25 protein-coding genes, 1 tRNA gene and 1 other RNA gene are annotated in these 26982 nt (G+C 34.1%); 22 read left to right on the top strand and 5 right to left on the bottom strand.

Translation table 11 applies throughout. From position 1 onward, the window contains the following. Positions 1-39: 39 nt before the first annotated feature. On the bottom strand, positions 40-618 hold the full coding sequence (gene mog / locus A9G34_RS08260; RefSeq protein ID WP_065569418.1) for a molybdopterin adenylyltransferase: 579 nt from the start codon (positions 616-618) through the stop codon (positions 40-42). A 263-nt stretch (positions 619-881) separates the two neighbouring features. On the opposite strand from mog, the gene A9G34_RS08255 reads away from it, so the two are divergent. Together A9G34_RS08255 and A9G34_RS08250 are read left to right on the top strand one after the other, a co-directional pair. Then, entirely contained in the window at positions 882-1826 is a 945-nt protein-coding gene (locus tag A9G34_RS08255) for an ABC transporter ATP-binding protein (protein ID WP_065569417.1), read from the top strand. Continuing rightward, positions 1819-2589 (top strand): ABC transporter permease, encoded by a 771-nt coding sequence (locus A9G34_RS08250; RefSeq protein WP_034943889.1) that lies wholly within the window; start codon positions 1819-1821, stop codon positions 2587-2589. Before A9G34_RS08255 ends, A9G34_RS08250 begins: the two co-directional genes overlap by 8 nt. Positions 2590-2717: 128 nt before the next feature. Here the strand turns inward: A9G34_RS08250 and accC are convergent, their stop codons facing one another. Together accC and accB are read right to left on the bottom strand one after the other, a co-directional pair. Continuing rightward, positions 2718-4061: an acetyl-CoA carboxylase biotin carboxylase subunit gene (gene accC, locus A9G34_RS08245; RefSeq protein WP_034943886.1), complete on the bottom strand. Its 1344-nt coding sequence runs from the start codon at positions 4059-4061 to the stop codon at positions 2718-2720. Between the two features lie 41 nt (positions 4062-4102). Then, on the bottom strand, positions 4103-4567 hold the full coding sequence (accB, locus tag A9G34_RS08240; protein ID WP_034943883.1) for an acetyl-CoA carboxylase biotin carboxyl carrier protein: 465 nt from the start codon (positions 4565-4567) through the stop codon (positions 4103-4105). Between the two features lie 370 nt (positions 4568-4937). Here accB and A9G34_RS08235 point away from each other — a divergent pair, with 370 nt between their 5' ends. The 6 genes from A9G34_RS08235 (at position 4938) to A9G34_RS08210 (ending at position 11285) form a co-directional block, all read left to right on the top strand. Continuing rightward, a complete protein-coding gene (locus A9G34_RS08235; RefSeq protein WP_034943880.1) occupies positions 4938-5981 on the top strand; it encodes a rod shape-determining protein in 1044 nt (347 codons plus the stop codon). Positions 5982-6136: 155 nt separating this feature from the next. Further along, positions 6137-6979, top strand: coding sequence for a rod shape-determining protein MreC (gene mreC / locus A9G34_RS08230; RefSeq protein ID WP_051825039.1), 843 nt, complete (start codon positions 6137-6139; stop codon positions 6977-6979). Continuing rightward, positions 6966-7451, top strand: coding sequence for a rod shape-determining protein MreD (gene mreD / locus A9G34_RS08225; protein ID WP_034943877.1), 486 nt, complete (start codon positions 6966-6968; stop codon positions 7449-7451). Before mreC ends, mreD begins: the two co-directional genes overlap by 14 nt. Positions 7452-7461: 10 nt before the next feature. Beyond that, a complete protein-coding gene (rng, locus tag A9G34_RS08220) occupies positions 7462-8937 on the top strand; it encodes a ribonuclease G (protein ID WP_065569416.1) in 1476 nt (491 codons plus the stop codon). Between the two features lie 153 nt (positions 8938-9090). Further along, complete coding sequence (tldD, locus tag A9G34_RS08215) at positions 9091-10545, top strand: metalloprotease TldD (RefSeq protein WP_065569415.1); 1455 nt, start codon at positions 9091-9093, stop codon at positions 10543-10545. Between the two features lie 32 nt (positions 10546-10577). Next, positions 10578-11285 carry a DedA family protein gene (locus A9G34_RS08210; protein WP_034943867.1) on the top strand — a complete coding sequence of 236 codons (708 nt, stop codon included), beginning with the start codon at positions 10578-10580 and terminating at the stop codon, positions 11283-11285. On the opposite strand, the gene rnpB is transcribed toward A9G34_RS08210, so the two are convergent. Beyond that, positions 11280-11670, bottom strand: an RNA gene (gene rnpB / locus A9G34_RS08205) — RNase P RNA component class A. The two genes, A9G34_RS08210 and rnpB, sit on opposite strands and share 6 nt — an antisense overlap. A 1006-nt stretch (positions 11671-12676) precedes the next feature. Here rnpB and proQ point away from each other — a divergent pair. From proQ to A9G34_RS11000, 13 genes are all read left to right on the top strand, one after another. Then, the gene (gene proQ / locus A9G34_RS08200) at positions 12677-13237 is read left to right on the top strand and encodes an RNA chaperone ProQ (RefSeq protein WP_065569414.1); all 561 of its coding nucleotides are present in this window, start codon (positions 12677-12679) and stop codon (positions 13235-13237) included. Between the two features lie 9 nt (positions 13238-13246). Beyond that, complete coding sequence (prc, locus tag A9G34_RS08195; RefSeq protein ID WP_034943861.1) at positions 13247-15277, top strand: carboxy terminal-processing peptidase; 2031 nt, start codon at positions 13247-13249, stop codon at positions 15275-15277. Positions 15278-15360: 83 nt separating this feature from the next. Then, a complete protein-coding gene (gene cydH / locus A9G34_RS10615) occupies positions 15361-15450 on the top strand; it encodes a cytochrome bd-I oxidase subunit CydH (RefSeq protein ID WP_162174515.1) in 90 nt (29 codons plus the stop codon). A gap of 57 nt (positions 15451-15507) precedes the next feature. After that, positions 15508-15595: transfer RNA gene (locus A9G34_RS08190), tRNA-Ser, on the top strand. Positions 15596-15748: 153 nt separating this feature from the next. Then, positions 15749-16642: a 50S ribosomal protein L3 N(5)-glutamine methyltransferase gene (gene prmB / locus A9G34_RS08185; protein WP_051825038.1), complete on the top strand. Its 894-nt coding sequence runs from the start codon at positions 15749-15751 to the stop codon at positions 16640-16642. Between the two features lie 30 nt (positions 16643-16672). Then, positions 16673-17746, top strand: coding sequence for a chorismate synthase (aroC, locus tag A9G34_RS08180; RefSeq protein ID WP_034943855.1), 1074 nt, complete (start codon positions 16673-16675; stop codon positions 17744-17746). Continuing rightward, the gene (locus A9G34_RS08175; protein WP_065569413.1) at positions 17743-18495 is read left to right on the top strand and encodes a TSUP family transporter; all 753 of its coding nucleotides are present in this window, start codon (positions 17743-17745) and stop codon (positions 18493-18495) included. Before aroC ends, A9G34_RS08175 begins: the two co-directional genes overlap by 4 nt. A 267-nt stretch (positions 18496-18762) precedes the next feature. Further along, entirely contained in the window at positions 18763-19686 is a 924-nt protein-coding gene (locus tag A9G34_RS08170; RefSeq protein WP_034944753.1) for a LysR family transcriptional regulator, read from the top strand. A gap of 150 nt (positions 19687-19836) precedes the next feature. Next, entirely contained in the window at positions 19837-20106 is a 270-nt protein-coding gene (gene rpsO / locus A9G34_RS08165; protein ID WP_034943850.1) for a 30S ribosomal protein S15, read from the top strand. 304 nt (positions 20107-20410) lie between these two features. Further along, positions 20411-22525, top strand: a complete 2115-nt coding sequence (gene pnp, locus A9G34_RS08160) for a polyribonucleotide nucleotidyltransferase (protein ID WP_034943847.1) — start codon at positions 20411-20413, stop codon at positions 22523-22525. Positions 22526-22549: 24 nt separating this feature from the next. Continuing rightward, complete coding sequence (nlpI, locus tag A9G34_RS08155; protein ID WP_034943844.1) at positions 22550-23401, top strand: lipoprotein NlpI; 852 nt, start codon at positions 22550-22552, stop codon at positions 23399-23401. Between the two features lie 400 nt (positions 23402-23801). Continuing rightward, entirely contained in the window at positions 23802-25565 is a 1764-nt protein-coding gene (locus A9G34_RS08150) for a DEAD/DEAH family ATP-dependent RNA helicase (protein ID WP_080715850.1), read from the top strand. A gap of 56 nt (positions 25566-25621) precedes the next feature. Next, positions 25622-25756: a hypothetical protein gene (locus tag A9G34_RS11000; protein ID WP_255305680.1), complete on the top strand. Its 135-nt coding sequence runs from the start codon at positions 25622-25624 to the stop codon at positions 25754-25756. A 20-nt stretch (positions 25757-25776) separates the two neighbouring features. Here the strand turns inward: A9G34_RS11000 and A9G34_RS08145 are convergent, their stop codons facing one another. Continuing rightward, positions 25777-25965 (bottom strand): hypothetical protein, encoded by a 189-nt coding sequence (locus A9G34_RS08145; protein ID WP_065569412.1) that lies wholly within the window; start codon positions 25963-25965, stop codon positions 25777-25779. 716 nt (positions 25966-26681) lie between these two features. Here A9G34_RS08145 and A9G34_RS08140 point away from each other — a divergent pair. Further along, complete coding sequence (locus A9G34_RS08140) at positions 26682-26978, top strand: YfcZ/YiiS family protein (RefSeq protein ID WP_065569411.1); 297 nt, start codon at positions 26682-26684, stop codon at positions 26976-26978. Positions 26979-26982 lie beyond the last annotated feature (4 nt).

Below are 26982 nucleotides of genomic sequence, written 5' to 3'. Positions count from 1 at the left end.
AATATTAGTTAAATAATTATCCATTAAATTTGCATAATATTAAGTATTTGATTTAAATGCATCTTTAGGACGAAAAGATTTGACTATTAATTCATGGGTTTCAATATAAGGTCCTTCTAAAAGCTGTATACAATAAGGAATACTAGCAAAAATACCATTTACAATCACATTGCCTTGGGAGTCTTTAACACCTTCTAAGGTTTCTTGAATGGATTTGGGTCTACCTGGTAAATTTAAAATTAAACATTTTTTGCGAATCACACCCACTTGTCGAGACAAGATGGCAGTTGGTACAAAATGCAAACTAATCTGACGCATTTGCTCACCAATGCCTGGCATAATCCGATCCGCTATTGCAAGTGTTGCATCTGGCGTGACATCTCTGAGAGCTGGACCTGTCCCCCCCGTTGTTAAAATTAAATTACAATTTAACTTATCAACTAATTCACATAAGGTTTGTTTAATAATTGATTGTTCATCAGGAATCACGCGATCGATAGTTTCAAAAGGTGTTTTTATTGATTTTTTTAGCCATGAAGCTAAAGTGGGAATGCCTTCGTCTTTATAGATGCCACTTGAAGCTCTATCCGATACAGAAATTAACCCAATTTTAAACATAATATCTATTCCTTAATGAAGGGAGTATTCAAATCAATTTAAAATAAAATTACTGGTGAACCTAATTATAATAAAACTTTTGCAAAGTTTAATCGTTGTTTAAATAATTATAATTTAGGCATTGAATCATGTTTTATCTTAATATCAACATTAAATAATACTAAAAATACCTTTACAATAATTGATTATATTGTCAATATTAAATTTCATCAAATATGATCTTATATCTCTTTAATCATAATTTATTCACTTAGGATTTATTCATGTCATCTATTCCTGCACTTGAGCTAACTGGGCTCAAAAAAATTTATAAAAATGGTGTAGAAGCTTTAAAAGGTATTAATTTAACAGTGCAAGCAGGGGATTTTTATGCATTGCTTGGGCCTAATGGGGCCGGTAAATCAACAACTATTGGTATTATTAGTTCGTTAGTCACCAAAACATCAGGAACAGTTAAAATTTTTGGATACGATTTAGATAGCGACGTAGTGAATGCTAAAAGGCAGATTGGTTTGGTTCCACAAGATTTTAATTTTAACCAATTTGAAGGAGTGCTTCAAATCGTTGCTAATCAAGGTGGTTATTATGGATTACCACGGAAGTTGGCATTAGAGCGAGCTGAAAAATATTTACGTATTTTAGATTTATGGAATAAGCGCTATAGCCGAGCAGGTATGTTATCAGGTGGTATGAAAAGAAGGTTAATGATAGCAAGGGCACTTGTCCATGAGCCTAAATTATTAATTTTAGATGAACCTACCGCAGGTGTTGATATTGAATTACGTCGTTCTATGCATAATTTTCTTCATGAAATAAACCGTCAAGGAATTACCATTATTTTAACTACACATTATTTAGAAGAAGCCGAGATTTTATGTAGGCATATCGGTATTATTCAACGTGGTGAGCTTATTGCTAATTCATCAATGCGTGATTTACTAGCTAATAGTCAATCTGAAACAATTATTATTGATTATTTACCAACATCTACACCTATTGCATTAAAAGGATATTCATTTTTAGATATCGAGCCGGGAATGTTAGAGGTTAAATTTGATAAACAATATGGTTTAAACCAGTTATTTGAACAGCTTAATCAACAGCAAATCAAAGTGATAAGTATGCGAAATAAAGCTAATAGGCTGGAAGAATTATTTGTTGAATTACTGCGTAATGATACACAAAAGCAAGGAGTGAATAATGAATAATTTATATTGGATAGCCTTAAAAAGTATTTGGCGTAAAGAGGTAGTTCGATTTTTAAGAATTTGGATCCAAACAATGATTCCACCTGTGATTACGATGTCTCTTTATTTTATTATTTTTGGGAATTTAATTGGTTCACGTGTAGGTAATATGGGGGGCTATAGTTATATGGCTTTTATTGTACCGGGATTAATCATGATGTCGGTAATTACTAACTCCTACACAAATGTTTGTTCATCCTTTTTCAGTGCCAAATTTCAGCGGAATATAGAAGAGTTATTAGTAGCTCCTGTGCCTACACACATCATAATTTGTGGGTTTGTTGGGGGAGGGGTGATACGCGGTATTTTAACGGGAATATTAGTCACAATTGTATCGCTATTTTTTGTTAATTATCAAGTCTACTCATGGTTTTTCGTCGGTTACACATTGTTATTAACTTCAATTCTGTTTTCATTAGCAGGTTTATTAAATGCGGTATATGCTAAAACTTTCGATGATATTAGTATTATTCCCACATTCGTATTAACGCCATTAACTTATTTGGGAGGTGTGTTTTATTCAATCACTATGCTACCAACTTTTTGGCAATGGGTATCCAAATTTAATCCCATTGTTTATATGATTAATGGATTTCGTTATGGTTTTTTAGGCATAACTGATGTTTCACTTTGGATCACTTTTTCAATGCTTATTTTGTTTGTAATAGCGTTGTATGTCATGGTGTGGCGATTAATTGAAAGAGGAAAAGGATTACGAAATTAACAACCAGAAATAACGCCGCCGATTATAGTCGGCGGGAATGACTGGTTGTGTGTTATCAATATAATAATTGTTGTAATAAAAATTAAAATAATATAATAGTTTATAAATAGAACTCAAGAACTATATTATTAATAAATACCTAATTTTTTTTCTAAATAGTGGATATTTGTGCCACCTTTTTGGAAGCTTTTATCATTCATAATTTCGATATGAAGGTCGATATTGGTTTTGATACCGTCAATAACTAATTCTGCTAATGCATTTTTCATCCGTGCTATAGCTACTTCTCGCGTTTCCCCATAAGCTATTAGTTTACCTATCATTGAATCATAATATGGCGGTACTGTATAACCGGCATAAATATGTGATTCCCAACGAATACCGAACCCACCTGGTGCATGAAAACGGGTAATCTTTCCAGGTGATGGCATAAATGTTTTAGGATCTTCGGCATTAATCCTGCATTCAATTGCATGACCTTTAATTTCAATGTCTTTTTGTTTAATAGAAAGTGGTTTTCCTGCTGCAATTAGAATTTGCTCTCTAATTAAATCTACACCTGTAATCATTTCGGTAACAGGATGTTCTACCTGAATACGGGTGTTCATTTCAATGAAATAAAATTCGCCGTTTTCAAATAAAAATTCAAATGTACCTGCACCACGATAACCTATTTCAATACAGGCATTTACACAGCGCTCACCAATAAATTTGCGCATTTTAGGTGTAATGCCAACAGCTGGCGCTTCTTCAACTACTTTTTGATGACGCCGCTGCATTGAGCAATCACGTTCGGCTAAATAAACTGCATGACCTTGACCATCGGAAAGGACTTGAATTTCGATATGCCGTGGGTTTTCAAGGAATTTTTCCATGTAAACCATGTCATTATTAAATGCTGTCTTAGCTTCAAGTTTGGTCATTTTTATTGATTGTTCAAGATCCTTTTCTTCTCGAACAATGCGCATACCACGGCCACCACCGCCACCAGAAGCTTTAATAATAACAGGATAGCCAATTTGCTTCGCTATCTGTTTGTTCGTCTCTATATTACTACTTAATGGACCATCTGAGCCAGGCACACAAGGGACACCTGCTTTTTTCATAGCATGAATTGCTGATACTTTATCTCCCATTAAACGGATAGTATCAGGTTTTGGACCAACAAAAATAAAACCAGAACGCTCAACTTGTTCTGCAAAATCTGCATTTTCAGACAAGAAACCGTATCCAGGGTGAATAGCAGCAGCTCCAGTTACTTCGGCAGCGGATATTAATGCTGGGATATTCAAGTAACTTTTGGCAGAGGCTGCTGGACCAATACAGACTGTTTCATCTGCAAGTAACACATGTTTCAAATCTTTATCTGCCGAAGAATGAACAGCGACAGTTTTAATTCCAAGTTCTTTACATGCTCGTAAGATACGTAGCGCAATTTCACCACGGTTAGCAATAAGAATTTTATCCAGCATATTCGATCTCTTAATTTTATAAATTAATGAATGAATTCATATTATTCGATTATGAATAATGGTTGATCGAATTCTACTGGTTGACCATTTTCAACTAAAATGGCTTTGATAATACCTGCTTTTTCAGATTCAATTTGATTCATCATTTTCATAGCTTCAACAATGCAAAGTACATCGCCAATATTTACTGTTTGACCAACTTCTACAAAAGCTTTTGATTCAGGACTAGGAGTACGATAAAACGTTCCAACCATTGGTGATTTTATTGTTGTACCTGAAATATTAACTGATGCAGCCTCATTATCTACTTCTTCAATTGAAGTGGTTGGTGTTACAACAACTGGAGCAGCTTGAGGAATATGAAAGTTTTGTACTGGCGCTGAATGATTTGTAGCAGGTACAGAACGATTAATTCTAACTGATTCTTCACCTTCAGAGATTTCAAGTTCTGAAATACCTGACTCTTCAACTAATTCAATTAATTTTTTAATTTTGCGTATATCCATGAATTACACCATTTTATTTAATATAAGTAACAATTATTTAATGTAACCTTAATATTTTAAAAGTAACCTTTTAAAAAGAAAATAAGGCTGTAACTTAACATTAACGCGGAAGGATACACTGTAAAACACAATTTGTCATTATATATCTATTTTACGATCTGTTTTTATACTATTTTCTAGGTATTATTTTATAATTGCGATACAATAGAATAGTAAATCTCAATTATTATTGGGGCAGCTATGGAGTAAACACAATAAGCAAGTATGTTATTTTCTCAATTTAAAATATAAATATATATTTATATCATAGTTAACTTCATCATATTTAAATATACTTAAGTTAAGATTAATTCTAGGAAAAGTTTTTATTATGTTCAAAAAAGTTCGCGGCTTGTTTTCAAATGATTTATCGATCGATTTAGGTACAGCCAATACTCTTATTTACGTAAAAGGGCAAGGTATTGTACTAAATGAACCTTCTGTTGTGGCCATTCGCCAAGATCGTTCAGGGACACCTAAAAGTGTTGCTGCTGTTGGTCATGCTGCGAAACAAATGCTTGGGCGAACTCCCGGTAATATAGCTGCAATAAGACCGATGAAAGATGGTGTTATTGCTGATTTTTCTGTTACTGAAAAAATGTTACAGCATTTTATTCGCCAAGTTCATAGTCACAGTTTTTTAAGACCAAGTCCCCGTGTACTTGTATGTGTGCCAGTTGGCGCTACACAAGTGGAGCGTAGAGCTATTCGTGAATCAGCATTAGGCGCTGGGGCACGTGAAGTATATTTAATTGAAGAGCCTATGGCCGCTGCGATTGGTGCTGATTTGCCAGTGTCTTCACCAACAGGTTCAATGGTCGTTGATATTGGTGGTGGGACCACTGAAGTTGCTGTTATTTCTTTAAATGGCGTTGTTTATTCTGCCTCTGCGCGTATTGGCGGTGATCGATTTGATGAAGCAATTATCAATTATGTTCGCCGCAATTATGGTGCTTTAATTGGTGAGGCAACGGCAGAGAAAATTAAACACTTTATTGGTAGTGCTTATCCAGGTGACGAAGTTCTTGAAATTGAAGTTAGAGGTCGCAATTTGGCTGAAGGTGTTCCGCGTAGTTTTACTCTAAACTCGAATGAAATCTTAGAAGCATTGCAAGAACCACTTAGTGGTATTGTTAGTGCGGTCAAAGTTGCGTTAGAACAATGTCCACCGGAGCTTGCTTCCGATATTTCAGAACATGGTATGGTTTTAACAGGCGGTGGCGCATTATTACGTAATATTGATAAACTATTATCTGCAGAAACAGGTATTCATGTGGTTGTTGCTGAAGATCCATTGACATGCGTTGCTAGAGGCGGAGGTAAAGCTCTGGATATGGTTGATATGCATGGTGGTGATCTGTTTAGTGAAGAGTAAAAACTATATGTATTAATGTATTATCATTTTGCTTTCAATTAAATAATAAAATGCTTAATAGCTAAGCATCTTAATTATCTTTTCCGCCGCAGTAGCCGGCGGACTCATATCATTATATATAAAACTTGAATATATAGCAGGTAAAGTATTGAGCAATGAAATTACTTTTTTCTAAACGATCCCCTCTTAGCGTGCAATTATTAGCTTCTTTGACTCTTGCTTCCGTTTTAATTGTTTTAGACGTAAGCTACCAACCTTTCAAAGAAGTTCGTTATTATTTAGATACTATTGTTTCGCCACTTTACAATATTTCAAATGCGCCTCGAGCATCGTTTGATTCGCTTTACGAAATGTCAAAAACTAGAGAAGCATTAGCAAATGAAAATGAGAAGCTGCATGAAGAATTATTGAATAAAAAAGTTGATCTTTTATTATTGGAACATTTAAGGCATGAAAATAATAGACTCAGAGAATTGCTTGGTTCTCCGATACACATAAAAGAGCCTAAAAGAGTTGCACAAGTTTTATTAACAGATACAGATCCTTACATTTATCAAATTGTCATTAATAAAGGAAAACATGATGGCGTTTATGTCGGTCAACCCGTGATTGATGAAAAGGGTATTGTTGGACAAATTTATGAAACAGCACAAAATACAAGTAGAGCAATCCTAATTTGTGATTATCAACATGCAATACCTGTACAAGTGCAAAGAAATGATATCTCAATGGTTGCTGTTGGTAATGGTTGTAATAACGATTTAACGCTCGATTTTTTGCCAAATAATGTTGATGTCAAAGTTGGTGATGTTCTTGTTACTTCTGGACTGGATGGACGGTTTCCTGAGGGGTATCCTGTTGCGATAGTTAGTTCGGTAAAAATTGATATTAGTGATTCTTCGCCACTTATTTCAGCAACACCTACAGCAGACTTAAAACGACTACGTTATTTATTATTGTTAGGAATAGATCAAGGAGTACAACATGAGAGACCGTAGAGGTGTCTTCATTATTTGGGTAACATTATTATTAGGATTATTTGCTCAAATTATACCATGGTCACCAACTTACAATATGGTTAAACCACATTTTTTTATGTTGATCTTAGCTTATTGGTTAATTGCCCTTCCTCACCGTGTGGGAATAGGTACAGCTTTTATATTTGGAACTATAATTGATTTATGTTCAGGAACAATATTGGGTATACATGCTTTTATTTTTTCGGTTATTGCCTTTTTACTAATTTTCAAATTTCAATTGATACGCAATTTAGCTTTATGGCAGCAGTCGTTCATTATATTTGGCGTATTGTTGTGTTATAACTTATTGGTTTTTTTATTTCAAGCAATTATATATCATACCATTACCATATCTCCTTTAATTCTACTATCAAGCTGTGTTGATGGTATATTATGGATAGTATTTTATCTATTATTGCGACTAATAAGACGGAGCTTTGTGATTAATTAAAGGAAAGTTTATGACTGTTGAATTATTAATGAATGTAACACCTTCTGAAACGCGAGTTGCTTATGTTGAAGATGGTGTATTACAAGAGATCCATGTTGATCGTGAGTCACGCAGAGGGATTGTAGGTAATATATATAAAGGAAAAGTTATCCGTATTTTACCAGGTATGCAGGCTGCATTTGTTGATATTGGTTTGGAAAAAGCTGCTTTTCTACATGCATCAGATATTATGCCACATACAGAATGTGTATCGGATAGTGAACAAGAGCAATTTCAAGTTAAAGATATTTCTGAACTTGTCCGTCAAGGTCAAGACTTAATGGTACAAGTCGTTAAAGATCCATTAGGAACAAAAGGGGCAAGATTAACTACGGATATTACTTTGCCATCACGTTATCTTGTATTTATGCCTGGCCCTAACTCAGCTCATGTTGCGACATCACAACGTATTGAAAGTGAAGAAGAACGCGAAAGACTTAAAAGAACTGTCGAGCAATATGTGACAGAAGAAGGTGGGTTTATTGTTAGAACCGCAGCGGAAGGTGCAAGTGCGTATGAGTTAGAACAGGATGCTAATTTTTTAAAACGCCTTTGGGCTAAGATACAGCAGCGTATGGCACGCCCAACTAGCAAAAACTTGGTTTATGGTGAGTTGCAATTATCTCAAAGAGTATTGCGTGATTTTGTTGGTGATCCAATAGAACGAATTTTGGTTGACTCAAAACTTACTTATGATCTCTTATTGGAATTTACGAAAGAATTCATGCCTGAAGTGACTAGTAAATTATCGCATTATTGTGGTAGCGCTCCGATATTTGATCTTTATGATACAGAAAACGAAATTCAACGAGCACTTGATCGTAAAGTAAAATTAAAATCAGGTGGCTATTTAATTATCGACCAAACTGAAGCTATGACAACAATTGATATTAATACAGGGGCATTTGTTGGTCATCGAAATTTAGAAGAGACGATTTTTAATACCAATATTGAAGCAACGATAGCTATTGCGCGGCAGCTACGTTTACGTAATTTGGGCGGAATTATTATTATTGATTTTATTGATATGCAAGAAGATTTGCACCGCGAACGTGTATTGCAATCACTACAGGATTTTTTATCAAAAGATAGAGTTAGAACCACCATTAACTCATTTTCAACCCTAGGACTGGTTGAAATGACACGTAAACGAACAAGGGAAAGTATTGGACATATTTTGTGTGAGGAATGTCCAGCATGTAAAGGCCGCGGGATGGTTAAATCGGTTGAAACAATTTGTAACGAAATTTTACGTGAAATAGTCCGTGTTCATAAAGCTCATCGTTCCGAATACTTTTTGGTTTATGCTTCTGCTGCTGTTGTAAATGCCTTAACCAGTGATGAATCACATGCTTTAGCAGAGGTTGAAGTATTTGTTGGTAAACATGTTGAAGTAAAAGTAGAGCCACTTTATATTCAAGAACAATATGATGTTGTATTAATTTAATAAGATAAATTTTTGTATGTTTTTAAGTTATAAATTAATTATATTAAAACTGATGACTGCTAATAAATAAAACAAAGATTATTGTTTATTTTAAGTAATGTATTAATAATTATAACTATTTGGTTAGTCTAAAAATTTAAATTGAAGGAATTTATGATAGTAACTAAAGTTAGTGAACGACTACTTAATCCGAATAATCTAAGCCAACAAGATATATTTCGTTTATTGGATATACTGAGTTCGAGGCAAATTGATTATGGTGATTTATATTTTTTATCAGGATACTATGAAAGTTGGTCGCTTGAAGATGGCATTATTAAAAATGCTACTTTTCATCGTGATCAAGGGGTAGGTGCGAGAGCTATTATTGGGGAAAAAACAGGTTTCGCTTATACTGATCAGCTTTCTTTAAAACGTTTGGAACAAAGTGTACTGGCAGCTAATTCTATTACTAAACTAAAAACGCCAATGGCTATTACGCCATTAAAAACAATAGATGTAACGCCAATATATCAATCATTAAACCCGATTAATTCATTTTCTCAAGAACAGAAAATTGCGTTATTAAGGCAAATAGATCAATTAGCCCGTTCAATCGATTCACGAGTTATTGAGGTTTCAGCTAGTTTGACTGGTAGCTATGAAGATATATTAATAGCAGGGACTGATGGAACATTGTGTGCAGATATTAGACCATTAGTGCGTTTATCTATTTCTGTTATTGTTGAACAAGATGGTATACGTGAACGAGGTAATAGTGGCGGCGGGGGACGTTTTAGCTACGATTACTTTTTAATGAAAAATCCTAAAACGGCAGAAAGTTATGCTGATAGCTATACTCGTGATGCTGTAAAACAAGCACTGATTTCATTATCAGCTATACCAGCACCTGCAGGTTCAATGCCAGTTATTTTAGGCGCGGGTTGGCCTGGTGTATTATTACATGAAGCGGTAGGGCATGGTTTAGAAGGCGATTTTAATCGCAAAAATAGTTCTGTTTTTTCAGGGAAAATAGGAGAAAAAGTTACTTCAGAACTTTGCACTATTGTAGATGATGGTACGATTAGTAATCTTCGTGGCTCTCTCACTATTGATGATGAAGGCACACAAAGTCAAAAAACAGTGCTCATTGAAAATGGCATTCTTAAGGGGTATATGTTTGATAAACTGAATGCTAAATTGATGAATACACATTCAACTGGCAATGGGCGTCGTGAAGGGTATGCATGTTTACCTATGCCCAGAATGACAAATACCTATATGTTGCATGGAAATTCAAGTTTTGATGATATTATTAGCAGTGTTGAGTATGGACTTTATGCACCTAATTTTGCCGGTGGGCAAGTGGATATCACATCTGGCAAATTTGTCTTCTCTGCATCCGAAGCCTATTTAATTGAAAAAGGCAAAGTAACTAAACCAGTTAAAGGCGCAACATTGATTGGTTCAGGTATTGAAACTATGCAACAAATATCAATGGTGGGCAATGATCTTGAATTAGATCCAGGCATAGGTGTTTGTGGTAAAGCAGGGCAAAGTATACCAGTAGGAGTTGGGCAACCTACTTTAAAAGTGGATAATTTGACGGTTGGTGGTATTATTAACTAATAATAAAAATACATAGTGGGATATCAAAATAAATGGAAACAATCATTACACTTTATCAAGCGTTTGTTAATATGGACATAGCAACACTCTCAAACCCTAATGTTTTATGGTCATTATATGGCATGTTATTTGTGATCATTTTGTTAGAAAATGGTCTTTTGCCAGCAGCTTTCTTACCAGGTGATAGTTTACTGTTTTTAACAGGAGTGTTAATTAGTCTAGATGTCTTCCATTTCGGTCTAATTAATGTGATTTTAATTGCTGGTGCTGCTCTGGGAACTTGGTTAGGGTATGCTCAAGGGTTGTGGCTTGGTAATACGAAAATAGTAAAAGGTTGGATGGCGAATTTACCCGAAAAATATCATCATAAAACAGAACTATTATTCCATAAATATGGGTTACAAGCACTATTTATTGGGAGATTTATTGCTTTTGTCCGTACATTAATGCCAATGATGGCTGGCTTATCAGGGCTACACAGTCGAAAATTTCATATTTATAATTGGGTGAGTGCGACATTATGGATCTTTTTAATTGTCACTTTAGGTTACCTATTTGGCTTATCGCCAATTTTCAAGACTTATGAAAAACAAATTATGTCATTATTGATGATAATTCCTGTGTTTTTATTAGTTTTAGGATTACTTTTTTCAATTTGGCTTGCTGTCAAACGTTCATTAGCTAATAAAAAACAATCTAAAGTCACATCAATTAATAATAGAAAAAAAATAGAAAAGTGAAATTAACCGATAAGCCGGGTTCTGTCGTGGACAATCATTCCTCTAGGCTAATGCTCACGCATTAGCTCAAGCAGTCTACCCGGATTCAACGCGGGCCGCGTTAATGAATCCCTATTTGACCTTGCTCCGAGTGGAGTTTACCGTGCCGCAACTGTTACCAGTTACGCGGTGCGCTCTTACCACACCCTTTCACCCTTACCTGATCTTATAAATAAGCCATCGGCGGTATACTTTCTGTTGCACTAGTCGTAAATTTTCGCTATCGCAAAAACTTCCCAGGCGTTACCTGGCACTCTGCCCTATGGAGCCCGGACTTTCCTCCCCTTTGTTTATTTCACTATTTTCACAAGGACAACAACAAAGCAGCGATTGTCTGGTTAATTTCATTAATAAGTATAACGAAATGAATTATTTTGTCCAGAATTGTATTTTAATTTAAAGGGTATGTGTAATCTACGAACGATAAAATATACAGTAAGTCTAAAAACTATTTTTTGCATTATCAGTAAAACTTAATAGACCACAGCAATAAGAATTAATCAAAATATTTCTTATGAAAATTAAAAGATCTAGTCTACCTTTGATGATGCCGCATTATATTTCTATTAGAATAAATTGAGCGGCTAAAATTTTCCTATTATTCATGGATTTATTGCACTTCATATATCAATTATCTTCTTGATAATTTGTTTTGTTACTGTATTGATATAATCACTTAGTCAAATTTTTGAAGTATCTAAATCAAAGTATAATGAAATAAAAAATTCTTTTTTCGTATATAGTTCAACAAACGCAGTTTCTAAAAGCTACCGAATCAGAACCTTATTATTGGGAGCAGTTAAAACTATGCCGTTTCTTCGTCAATTTATTAATTATTTTATATATGATAAGCTTCAAAATTACTAAATTAACCAATTTTAGTATTAAAATTGGTTAATTACAATAATTGGTCACTTAATGAGTGTATTGACATTTCCTTAATTTCTCAAAAATTTTTTATTGTTTGAAAAGTGGAGCAATTAAAATGAGAAGATGATTATAGTACAAAGAACTGTCAACTATTTAGGGATAATTACGATAATATGCAGTATCGATTGAAAACAAGAACTGAAAATTGAACATTTTGCAAATGTACTAGCGATGAAGCTAAAACTTCTGAATATTATATTGGTAGTTTGCTTTTTATAGTAAAAATTATTATTTATTAAATAAGAAATAATAAGTTATGTTATATCGGCTATTGAGCAATTAATAATTACTTAATTGTTAATGCAAAACAGTGTTAATGATTTTATTACTTTTATAAACAAAAAATAAAAGATAATTAGTGTTATTGTGAAAGCTACGCTATACTTTAGCGCTATAAAATTTTAGCCACGACGGAAAAACGAATGGAAAACCAGTTTCAATTAACAAATAGTAAAGAAATTATTGCTTATTTAGCTCAACAATTTCCTAATTGTTTCGCTATTGAAGGGGAAGTTAAACCATTAAAGATTGGTATTTTTCAAGATATTCTTTCTCGTTTAAACGGGAAAGCAGAATTAAGTAAAACAAAACTTCGAGTTGCATTACGTACTTATACAATGAGTTGGCGTTATTTATATAGTATAAAAGTTGGTTTGCATCGTGTTGATTTAGATGGGAATGAGGGAGAGTTAATTACCCAAGAGCAAATGGAATATGCTCAACAGCAGCTTAAAGAAAGTAAAGAGAAGGTTAAAGAGCGTTTAAAAGAGCAAGCAAAAGAGAAACGCAAAACAGCTCGCTCACCATTAAGAAAAGCTAAAAATAACGCTAAAATCCTACAAATTGGTGATTTTGTTAAAGTAATTTTAGGTAGAAAACTACTAACAGTCCAGATTCTAAAAATAGAAAAAGAGCATATAAAGGTAAAAGTCGGCTCTGGAATGGAATTAACAGTTAAACCTGAGCATATTATTAATAAATAGAGAATACAAATGAATAAATTATTAAAAGGAATAATTAAATTAAGTTTTGTATTGTTTATTGTTAGCCAAGGTGCTCAGGCCAAAACGCCTTCAATAGAACAATTACCAATATTAAAACAAGATCAGATTCATCAAATTGTTACCAATCGCGTAACAAACTATTTTACGCAATCACATTATCGTAATTTCCAATTAGATGGTGCATTTTCAGCTAAAATCTTTGATCGTTACTTTAAATTATTAGATGGAAGCAAGACTTACTTTATACAAAGTGATATTGATAGTTTTCGAGGTAAGCAAGAGTATTTAGGGGAAGAATTGTTAAACGGCAATTTAACCACCGCTTACGATATTTATAATCTTTCAATTCAAAAAAGATACAATCGATATAAATTCGCGCTTGAAGTTTTACAAAAACCTATGGATTTTTCGGTGAAAGAAAGTATCAATTTTAAACGAGATGATATTTCATGGGCAACAACTGAAAAAGAGCTCGATACTTATTGGAATAAACGCGTGAAATATGATGAGTTAAATTTGTCACTGTCTGGAAAAAGCGAAAAAGAAATTCGAGACATTTTGACTAAACGTTATACTCGAGTATTAAAAACATTAATTCAATCAAAAAATGAAGATGCATTTCAAATATTTATGAATGCCTTTGCTAGAGAAATTGATCCACATACAAGCTATTTAGCACCACGTAAAAAACGTGATTTTGATTCAGAAATGAGTTTATCAATGGAAGGTATTGGTGCCACACTAAGCCAACAGGAAGATTACACAGAAATTATGTCTTTTGTAACAGGTGGTCCTGCCGAAAAGAGTAAACTATTAGCTGTAGGGGATAAAATTATTGGCGTGGGACAAAGTAATACGCCTATTGAAGATGTTATTGGTTGGCGTTTAGATGATATTGTTGACAAAATTCGTGGACCAAAAGGCACGGTAGTTAAATTGGAAATTTTACCAGCTGGTAACAATAGTAAACCTAAAGTTGTAGAAATTACTCGTGATAAAATTCATTTTGAAGATCGTGAAGCAAAATTAACTATTATTGATAATATTAGAGGAAAAGTTGGGGTTATTGAAATTCCTAGCTTTTACATAGGACTAACAGAAAAAGTTAATTCATTATTGACGCAAGCTAATAAAGATAATTTAAAAGGTCTTGTTATCGATTTACGAGATAATGGTGGGGGTTCATTGGCTGAAGTAATTACTTTAACTGGATTATTTATTGACTCAGGACCTGTTGTTCAAGTTCGTGATAATCTACAAAAAGTGACTATTTATGATGACAAAAAGAAAGGAATAAAATATTTTGGTCCAATTGTTGTCTTGATTAATCATTACAGCGCATCGGCTTCTGAAATATTTTCGGCTGCTATGCAAGATTATGGTCGAGCATTAATCGTTGGCGAAACCACTTATGGTAAAGGTACAGTACAAACATCTCGGAATATTGCTTATCCAGTAGATGCGAGATTACATCCTAATTGGCCAGAGCTAGGTGGTGTTCAATATACGGTTCAAAAGTTTTATCGCATTAATGGCGGTAGTACTCAACTTAAAGGCGTAGAGCCAGATATTGAAATGATCAACACCAAATATATAGATGAAACTGGTGAAAGGTTTTTAGATAACGCAATGCCATGGGATAAAATACAGCCAGCAAAATATTCTATTATTGCAAATATAAAGCCATTTTTATCAGAGCTAAAATCTCAGCATTTGGTACGAATTGCAAAAAATCCTGAGTTTACCTATATTGGAGAAGATATCAAACAATTTAATGATAAAACAGAAGCCCAATATAGTGTGTCTTTAAATAAAATAGAGCGCGAAGCAGAGCAAAAAAGCAATGAAGATCGTGATTTGAAAAGAATCAATGAGCGCTTAAGTAGAGCAGGTCTTCCTATAATTGCTAAAATGGATGATCTTCCTAAAAACTATAAGCGACCAGATGCCTATTTAGATGAAGCAGTTGAAATGTTACTTGATTTTGCACCTAAATATTTGGGTATGAAAAATCAATAAATAGATAATGCTATAACTTCATTTAATGCGTCAGTTAAATAGGTTACTTAAGCTAAACCAGTAAAATGAGTGGAGATACAGATATGAATATAGATCTAAAATATGCATTAATTTCAGTAGTGGTTATATTAGGTATTATTGCGGCTTTTGGTATTATTGTTTGTACCAATTAAAATACTTGATTAATTATCTTATGATCATTATAGTATGCAGTCTTCTATTAAAGAATAGGTGAGGTGTCCGAGTGGCTGAAGGAGCACGCCTGGAAAGTGTGTATACGGCAACGTATCAAGGGTTCGAATCCCTTCCTCACCGCCATTAAAATTAAGTCATTGAAGGATGATAGGATCATCTTGTTCACTGTGAATATCAGATATAGCTTTTAATATTATTTTGGCAATATACATCTTGTATATGTAAGCTACCTGAAATGACAAGTTATTCCTTTCTCCTCGATTATTGGGAGCACTAATGGAAAATTTATGTACTGTTCAGGATTTTATACGCTGGACAACTTCACAATTTAGTCAATCGGAAATTTATCTTGGGCATGGTACCGATAATCCTATTGATGAGTCAAAACAGCTTATTTTAGGTAGCCTTGGTCTATCGTTATTTATTCCACCAGAATTTTATAATGCAAACTTAACTAATAACGAAAAGCAGCAGCTATTCGATATTATTCAAAAACGAATTAAAGATCGGGTGCCAACTCCATATTTAATTAATCAAGCTTGGTTTTGTGGGCATTGTTTTTATGTTGATGAACGAGTTTTAATACCCCGTTCTCCAATTGGAGAATTAATTAACAATCAATTTCGCACACTATTATCTAGTGATCCTGTAAATATTTTAGATTTATGTACAGGTAGTGGATGTATTGGCATTGCTTGCGCTTTCGCTTTTCCCAAAGCTCAAGTTGATATAACAGATATCTCATTAGAAGCATTAGATGTTGCTCAGACAAATATCGAATTACATGAAATGGATTTTCAAGTAATACCAATCCAGTCCGATCTATTTAATGATATTCCACCAAAAAAATACGACCTTATTGTTTCAAATCCTCCTTATGTTGATGATGAAGACATGAGTGATCTACCTGTAGAATTTTTGTATGAGCCAAAATTAGCTCTAGAAGCTGGATTTGATGGATTGGATTTAGTTAAACGAATTTTAAACGATGCAGTAAATTATTTAGCTCCAAATGGAGTATTAGTTTGTGAGGTGGGTAATAGTTGGATAAGTTTGCAAAAACAATACCCTAACGTTCCTTTTAATTGGATTGATTTTGAACATGGTGGGCATGGTGTTTTTTCAATTACACTTGAAAATCTCATCCAATATCATGACTATTTTAAATAAGCTGTTTTCAATAATTGGAATAAAATTATTATGGCTGGAAACTCAATTGGAAAGTTATTTAAAGTGACTACTTTTGGTGAGTCACACGGGATTGCTTTAGGATGTATTGTTGATGGTGTACCTCCTGGACTAAGTTTGACGGAATCCGATATGCAAAGGGATCTCGATCGTCGTCGACCTGGCTCATCACGTTATACCACCCAACGCCGCGAAGCAGACCAAGTGAAAATTTTATCGGGTGTTTTTGATGGAATAACAACAGGTACGAGTATTGGTTTAATAATTGAAAACATGGATCAGCGTTCACAAGACTATAGCCAAATTAAAGATATTTTTAGACCAAGTCATGCTGATTTTACTTATCAAAAAAAATATGGAATACGTGATTATCGAGGTGGTGGAAGATCTTCTGCTCGTGAAACGGCGATGCGTGTTGCTGCTGGCGCAATAGCTAAAAAATATTTGCGTGAAAAGCTTGGTATCGAAATTCGAGGTTATTTAGCTCAAATGGGTGATATTGAATGTGAGTTAAGCGATTGGCAACAGGTTGAGCATAATCCATTTTTTTGTGCAGATGAAAGTAAATTAGAATTACTTGAAGAGTTACTCAGAAATTTAAAGAAAGAAGGCGACTCGATTGGGGCTAAAGTTTGTATTGTTGCTGAAAATGTTCCTATTGGATTAGGTGAACCAGTATTTGACAAACTTGATGCAGATCTTGCACATGCGTTAATGAGCATAAATGCAGTAAAAGGTGTTGAAATTGGAGATGGTTTTGCTGTTGTTAATAAGCGTGGTAGCGAAAATCGTGATGAGATTACGCCACAAGGCTTTCTTTCTAATCATGCCGGTGGCATTTTGGGGGGAATTAGTACGGGCCAAACTATTTTGGCTAATATCGCTTTAAAACCGACACCAAGTATTGGTCTAGTAGGTCAATCAATCAATATTTATAATGAATCAGTGGAAGTTAGTACTCGTGGTCGACATGATCCTTGTGTAGGAATTCGAGCTGTACCAATAGCCGAAGCTATGGTAGCTATTGTACTTATGGACCATTATCTTCGCTATCGTGCACAATGTAATGATGTAAATTCGTTATGAATTATGAATTGTTTATTTTACTGTTCATAATTGCAACTTTAGCTGGTTTCATTGATTCAATTGCGGGGGGAGGTGGCTTATTAACCGTGCCGGCTTTACTTGCAGTTGGTCTGCCGCCCACAAGTGCATTGGCCACAAATAAATTACAAAGTTGTGGTGGATCATTTTCTGCTAGCTTATATTTTATTCATCAGCGTATGGTGGATATAATACAGCAAAAATGGGCAATTACTTTTGCTTTTATTGGCTCAGCAGTTGGTTCATTATTAGTGATGCATATCAAAGCTGACTTTTTAAAACTATTATTACCTATCTTAACCATTGGTGTCGGGATGTATTTTTTACTTTCCCAAAACATAGGGGAAAACGACTGTAAAAACCGGCTTTCACTCATCCAATTTGCTTTAATTCCCGCTTTTAGCATTGGATTTTATGATGGTTTTTTTGGTCCTGGTGCGGGTTCATTTTATGCTTTAGCCTATATTACATTGTTAGGATTTAATTTAACCAAAGCAACGGCTCATACCAAAGTATTAAACTTCACCTCAAATTTAGCTGGTTTGCTGTTTTTTATTGTTGGGGGCGAAGTGATATGGTCAATTGGTCTTGTGATGCTAGTTGGTCAATTTATAGGCGCAAGGATTGGCGCTAAGATGGTCATTACTAAAGGTCGTAAACTAATCAGACCAATGCTAATTACTGTTTCAACGCTTATGAGTATCAAATTGATTTATGAAAACTTCTTTTAGTGTATTACCAGTTAAATAATGAGTATTTTGCTATATTTCAATATTAATTGTGTTTTGACCAATATAGCTAAAATAATTTTATAATTAAGTCCGTAGCTTCTTCAGCCATTTTTCTGGGCTTAATAGCAAGTAAATTATTGTTAAAAACTTTCAGGAAAAGATTCGATTGAGTATAAAAATGACAACAATTATTTACTTCAATTAAATACTATTTAGTATATATTTGTGTTAACTAAAATAGTTTATGTTACACAATTAACTGACATTATGAAACTTCAACAATTACGTTATATTTTGGAAATCGCCCGTTCAGGCTCGATTAATGAAGCAGCCAAAAATTTATACATTACGCAACCGAGTTTATCAACAGCAGTGAAAGAGCTAGAGAATGAATTTGGTATTGAAATATTTGTGCGCACATCTAAAGGTGTTTCTCTTTCCACTGATGGTGTTGAGTTTTTAGGTTATGCTAAGCAAGTTTTAGATCAAGCCGAACTATTAGAACAACACTATTCTAAAAAAGAGCCTTCTAAACAATTATGCAGCATATCAACACAGCATTATGCCTTTGCCGTTAATGCATTTGTTAACCTTATTAAAAAAAATCATACTGATGAATATGAATTCACGCTGAGAGAAACAAGGACTTATGATATTATTACTGATGTAGCAAATTTGCGCAGTGAGGTTGGAATTTTATATCTGACTGATTTTAATCAAAAAGTAATCTCACGTTTACTTAAAGAGCATCGACTAACATTCAACCCTCTTTTTGAGGTTGCTCCCCATGTATTTATTAGTACTAATCACCCTTTAGTAGCAATGAAGTCATTAACCTTAAATGATCTTGAAGATTATCCTTATCTATCTTTTGAACAAGGAGAGTATAATTCTTTTTATTTTTCAGAAGAGATTTTAAGTACGGTTTATCATAAAAAAAGTATACATGTTAGCGATAGAGCAACATTATTTAACTTATTGCATGGACTCAATGGTTATACAATTAGTACTGGTGTGCTAAGTACCGATTTGAATGGCTCAGACATTTTATCGATTCCTCTTGATGTAGAAGAAAAAATATTAATTGGTTGGATTACTTCACAAAAAGCACAATTGAGTATTTCAGCACAAAATTATATAGAAGCACTTAAAAAACTTATTCAAGAAGAATATGGTTTTGAACTTAAGTAAATCCTCGGTGCTTAGCGGAATCACATTGCTATTTTATTAAATTTGAGTATAATTGCGGACGGTTTATATATTTATTATATGAATACCGAGGTATGTCTGAATTAGAGATTGGACATCCCATATTTTATATTAATTTTTAAGAGGTTTATTATGTCTCTAACTGTAGAAACTAAAGCGAAAATCGTGGCTGAATTTGGTCGTGGTACTAATGACACTGGTTCAACTGAAGTTCAAGTTGCTCTTTTGACTGCACGTATTAATGACTTGCAAGGTCATTTTTCTGAACATAAGAAAGATCACCACAGCCGTCGTGGTTTATTACGCATGGTATCTAGTCGCCGTAAATTATTAGATTACTTACGTCGTAAAGATATTGATCGTTATAATCAATTAATTCAAAAATTAGGATTACGTCGCTAATTATAATCTACTTGAAAAGAGGCTTAGGCCTCTTTTTCTTGAAAAATATTGAGGCTTTGATCTAGCAATAAGCCTCAAAAAATTAATACTTTTATGTAACACAACAAATAAAAGATTATATCTCATGTTTCGCGCGACTAATGAGAACTCTATAATTTATAGATTTGTCATTAGTCGTGACAGTGAAATAGTCTTTTTGTTGGTTATTCCCCACACTGTTGAAGTGAGTATCAATAAATTGAATTATTGTTACTTCCTTTCGAATTAAAAACTTCAACATATTAAATTACAAGAGGGCATTATTTTGTTTAATCCAACATATCAAAAATTTCAATATGGGCGTCATACAGTTACTTTAGAAACAGGGATTTTAGCTCGTCAAGCATCGGCGGCAGTCATGGTAAATATGGATGATACCGCAGTATTTGTAACTGTTGTTGCTCAAAAAAAGGTGAAGGAAGGCCAAGACTTTTTCCCTTTAACAGTTAATTATCAAGAACGTACTTATGCAGCTGGGCGAATTCCTGGTGGTTTTTTTAAACGCGAAGGTCGCCCGAGTGAAGGTGAAACGCTAATTGCACGTTTAATTGACCGTCCCCTTCGCCCATTATTCCCTGAAGGATTTGTTAATGAAATCCAAATTATTGCAACAGTTGTTTCGGTAAATCCAGATGTTAGTCCTGATTTAGTTGCAATGATTGGTGCTTCTGCTGCGCTTTGTTTGTCTGGAGTCCCATTCCATGGCCCTATTGGGGCAGCAAGAGTTGGATTGATTAATAATGAGTTTGTGCTAAATCCATCAGTGAAGGAGCTTGAAAATAGCCGTTTAGATTTGGTTGTTGCTGGTACTAAAAGTGCTGTATTAATGGTGGAATCAGAAGCTGATTTATTGTCAGAAGAGCAAATGTTAGCTGCAGTAGTTTTAGGGCATGAACAACAACAAGTTGTTATAGACAATATTAATGAATTTGTAGCTAAAGCAAATCGTGAAAAGTGGGATTGGGTGCCACCAGCTAAGAATGAAGCGCTATATAATGCTATTTCAGAACTAGCTAAAGATCGCCTTGGTGAAGCTTATCGTATTACTGAAAAACAAGCACGTTATGCAAAAATTGATTTAATTAAAGAAGAAGTTTTAGCTACACTAAAAGAACAAAATGACGAACTCGATGAAAACGAAGTGATTAATATTATTGTTGAGTTGGAAAGTCAAATTGTTCGTAAGCGTGTTATTGCTGGGGAACCACGTATCGATGGGCGAGAAAAAGATATGATTCGTGCGTTAGATATACGTACAAATTTATTACCAAGAGCACATGGTAGCGCATTATTTACTCGTGGTGAAACCCAAGCATTAGTTTCTGCCACATTAGGTACAGAGCGTGATGCACAAATTATTGATGAACTAACCGGCGAATATACAGAACGTTTCTTACTGCATTATAACTTTCCTCCATATTCTGTAGGTGAAACAGGTATGGTTGGGTCACCAAAACGTCGAGAAATTGGTCATGGACGCTTGGCTAAACGAGGTGTTGCAGCTGTAATGCCAAGCAAAGAAGATTTTCCATATACTGTGCGTGTTGTTTCTGAAATTACGGAATCAAATGGTTCATCTTCAATGGCTTCTGTTTGTGGTGCTTCACTTGCACTTATGGTTGCCGGTGTGCCAATTAAATCATCAGTTGCAGGAATTGCAATGGGTTTAGTGAAGGAAGGCGATAAGTTTGTCGTATTGTCTGATATTTTAGGTGATGAAGATCATCTTGGAGATATGGATTTTAAAGTAGCAGGTACACGTGAAGGTGTAAGCGCATTGCAAATGGATATAAAAATTGAAGGTATCACTAAAGAAATTATGCAAGTAGCACTTAATCAAGCGAAAGGTGCTCGTTTACATATTTTAGATGTAATGGATCAGGCGATTAATAAACCTCGCCAAGAGATTTCAGAATTTGCTCCACGCATTTACACAATGAATATTAATCCAGAAAAAATTCGTGATATTATTGGTAAAGGTGGTGCAACAATCCGAGCATTAACCGAAGAAACAGGTACCACAATTGAAATCACTGATGATGGTACTGTTAAAATTGCAGCATCAGATGGCAATAAAGCTAAAGATGCAATGGATCGTATCACTAATTTAGTCGCAGATGTTGAAATTGGAAAAATTTATACCGGAAAAGTAACCAGAATCGTTGATTTTGGGGCATTTGTATCAGTTATTGGTGGTAAAGAAGGTCTTGTTCATGTTTCTCAGATTGCAGATCACCGAGTTGAGAAAGTCGGTGATTATTTAAAGGTAGGACAAGAAGTGAATGTCAAAGTATTGGAAATTGATAGACAAGGACGAATCCGATTAAGTATGAAGGATGCAATAGAAACACTACCGGAAGCTGTGCACTCTGTAGAATAAAATATTACTCACTAGGAGTTAAATATGAGATTGTTTAACCTGAGGATTGTATGCTGTCTACTTGCTGTTATACTTTTGTCAGGTTGCACTAATTCTCTACCTATACTAGCTATTCCTGAGCAAGTTTCTTATGATAATGAATTAAGAGTTGCTCAGATAAGCCAGCAGTTATCTCGAAGAAATATTAATACAACCACAAGGATGCAACTTATTTTTGAGAGAGGAATTATTTATGACTCCTTAGGTTTTAAAGCGTTTGCACAAAGTGATTTTTCTCATCTACTTAGTTTTAACCCAGAAATTCCAGATGTATATAATTTTCTAGGAACTTACGCATTAAGAGAAGGGGATTTTGAAGTTGCTTTAATATCATTTAATACAACGTTAGAATTAGACCCTACTTATGCTTATGCTTATTTGAATCGAGCAATTACATTGTATCGTACAGGACATTATCAAGCAGCAGATTATGATGCAATTAAATTTTATCAATATGATATAAATGAGCCGATCAGAATTTTATGGCTTTATCTAATTGAAAAAGAGATTGATGATAAAAAAGCCTTAAATATGCTACAAAACCGTTATAATCTGATAAATGACAAAACGATTTATAGTAGTAACATTATTGCATTTTATTTAGGCAAAATTTCCGAATCTAAATTAATGCAAAATATTCAACGGGGCGTTGAAAATAATCGGCAATTAGCCGAGCGTCTTTGTGAAGTATACTTTTACTTAGGTAAGTATTACCAGAGTAAAGGTGATAAAGAGCGTGCCAAAATGTTATTTAAATATGCTTTAACGAATAATATTTATAACTTTGTTGAACATCAACAGGCACTCTATGAAGTAAAGTTACTTGAAGAAAAGTAACAAGGGTCATGCCAGTTTTAAAAGTGAAAATATTGTTATAAATTAGTTCTGATTTGCCATTAATAGTATCTTAATAAGATTTGTTGATATTATTAGTCGGCTTTATCCAAATTTAGATCAGAGTATGGAACAGGTTTTATATTTGTCCATGTAACATTCACAACTTTTACTAATTTAATCAATATTCGTAGTTAGTTATAGTAGTGAGTTGTAAATTTTCAATTTAGTGAGCTGGCATTATATTCATGTATACTTTCTTTCGTTAGAAAATTACGAAATAATATTTGTTATTAGATTGGTTAAAGCTAATCACAATTATTCGAGCTATTGATAAATAGTAGTAAGGCAGTACTTTAAGAAAGCAAGTATATATATATCTAGTTTTTATAAGCGAGTTTACATGACAAAAGAAGTTTCTTTTATTGACCTTGGATTATCCAAGGATATCCTTAATGCATTAAATGATCTTGGTTTTACCAAACCATCACCAATCCAATCTGAGTGTATTCCTTTATTATTAGAGGGTCACGATGTATTGGGAATGGCTCAAACAGGAAGTGGTAAAACAGCTGCTTTTTCGATTCCTTTCTTAATGAATATAGATCCAAATCTAAAAGTACCACAGCTTTTAGTGTTAGCACCAACACGTGAACTAGCTATTCAAGTAGCAGATGCCTGTTCGGAATATTCAAAATACATGAAAGGTGTAAAAGTGCTTGCTCTGTATGGTGGGCAGCGCTACGACGTACAATTACGAGCTTTGAAACAAGGTCCACAAATTGTGGTGGGGACACCAGGCCGTTTACTTGATCATTTAAATCGTAAAACTTTGGATCTTACTAGTCTTAAAGGATTAGTACTCGATGAAGCTGATGAAATGTTAAGAATGGGCTTTATTGATGATGTTGAAAGTATTATGGCTACGATTCCCGAAGATCATCAAACTGCGCTATTTTCTGCGACTATGCCAGCTCCAATTCGTCGTATTACTAAACGATTTATGCATAACCCTAAAGAAGTACAAATCAAGGGAACGAATCAAACAGCACCTGATATCGAACAAAGCTACTGGTTAGTTCGAGGAGTGCGTAAAAATGAAGCTATTATTCGTTTCTTAGAAGCGGAAGATTTTGATGCAGCGATTATTTTTGTTCGTACAAAATCAGCAACGTTAGAAGTGGCTGAAGTTCTTGAGAAACATGGTTACAGTTGTGCAGCATTAAATGGTGATATGACACAACAATTACGTGAACAAACACTAGATCGTCTTCGTAGTGGTCGTTTAGATATTTTAATTGCGACTGATGTTGCAGCTCGAGGCTTAGATGTTGAACGTATTAGTTTGGTTATCAATTACGATATTACTTTAGATTCTGAATCTTATGTACACCGTATCGGACGAACAGGACGAGCTGGTCGTGCAGGACGAGCTATTTTATTTGTTGATAGCCGTGAGCGCCGTTTACTTAAAAATATTGAACGAACAATTAAAAAAACAATTCCAGAAGTGGGATTACCTTCTAAAGAGTTGCTAGAAAAACGCCGTTTAACCAAATTTGTTGAGCAAGTGCAAAAGCAACTTCAAAGTAATGATTTAAATCAATACCAGAAATTGTTAGCGCAAATACAAGCTGATAGCTGTGCAGATTTGGAAACAATTGCAACTGCTTTATTAAAATTAGCACAAAGCGAACGACCATTAATTCTTCCTCCTGACCCAGTGTTTAAATCTTCTCATGAAATACGTGATCGAGATAGCCGCAGTGGTGAGCATCGTTTACGTGGTGATAATCGAGAATTACCAAAACGTCGCGAACGCCGCGATGTAGGAGATATGGATATGTATCGTATCGAAATTGGTAAAGAAAATGGAGTCGAAGTCCGTCATATTGTTGGTGCAATTGCTAACGAAGCAGATATTAGCAGCCGTTATATTGGTAATATTAAACTATATGACACTTATTCAACGGTTGAGTTACCAAAAGGAATGCCAAAAGACATCTTAAAGCACTTTGAAAAAGTACGTATACTTAATAAGCCAATGAAGATGAGTTTAGTTGGTGGCACTTCCAGTGGAAAACGAAATCGTAGAGCCAATAAATCAGAAATATCTGATAATGGTTTTACCAAAAAGCGTATTCGCCCACCAGCACCTAAATTTTAATTTTATTAACTACTATCTAGAGTTTATATGGGGTTGCGGTAATTTTGGGGCATGTGATGCATGTTTTAACTCATCAAGTGGTAATTCAATACCCTGTAAGTTATCTGCCCTATCAAAATAAAAGTGTTCATGCTAGCCTTTATAGCTCAGCTCAACCGGTAATTGTCCATGGTTATACGGTTGGTGGCTGATGCTACTTAGTCGGGCTTTTTTAATCGTGGGTTAAAATTTTCAGCCCTCTGTAGTTGTCGCTCATTTTGCCAAGCTTATCGGCAACATTATATTGATCATGACATTCAAACGGTTTGTTTTGGTCGCCTTTGATCTTGACTTTTTGATTAAGCAATCGAACACGGCTATAAAATTGTTGATGACAATTGAGTTCACCAAATCGCCCCATGTTACGGGTGATTTCATTCCTTTCATGCCAAAACTGTGAGTCGACAGTGCTTGACTGTTTAGGTCGATTTGGTTTGCTTCATTACCACGGCAACTTGATACAGTTAGGGGGGAATTGCACTGAGTGATCATAATGTAAATTTTATCCATTAATTTTCAAATTAATTTTAATTTTGTCGATTGTTGAAAACTCTACAGTATTTAATCTAGCAAATTGGATAGATATAACATCAGCCGAATAAAAAGATTCATATAAATGATATGTGTTTGTTTATATCTTAAACAATAAAAATATATAGTATGTATTGTACTAATTGATTGTTGGCAACCGAACCTATTATAGTTAATTGAAAAGTTTTGTATATTGATAAAAAAGATTTTGTCATACTAAGTACGGCTGTGGTGATCATAGTCGCATCTAAGTTTTTCATAAAAACGTCGTTGAGACTAAAATTGCCATTTTATGAATATGGCTATTTTATTATTATAGAAGAAATATTAATAAAAATATAATTTTTACGTCTTATATGATATGCCACAAAGATCTAATTTTAAAAAGTAATTAATCATTACGTTAATTGTAAAAAAGAATATTCAACTACCTGTATAGTAGAAAATTAATATGTGATTAATCGAAAGTAATTATTATCAGAATTTTGCCCTTATTTATGATTGAGAGTATACTACTAACAATAAAAACGTAAATAGAGGTGTAACATGTCAGATTCTCAAAGCAAATGTAAAGCAAATGAAACTCCTGCTTGTTGTTGTGTGGATGTAGGTACTATTATTGATAATGAAAATTGTAGTGCTGAATATGAGCACGTTTTTGCAACAGAGTCAGAAGCTAAAAATAAATTAATATTATTAACACAATCTGCAAAAGATGTAGAAACCGAACCGTGTGAAATCACCAGTAGCATCGAAAAAATAGAAAGTGGTTTTAAATTAGCTGCTAAATTTACATTTTGTTGTGGTGCTGAATGTATGATTTTTCAATTAAAATTACGTTAATTGA

The sequence above is a fragment of the Gilliamella sp. Choc4-2 genome, from assembly GCF_001690355.1.
GTDB lineage: Bacteria > Pseudomonadota > Gammaproteobacteria > Enterobacterales > Orbaceae > Gilliamella > Gilliamella apicola_A.
This window is presented reverse-complemented; position numbering and strand designations above follow the sequence as displayed.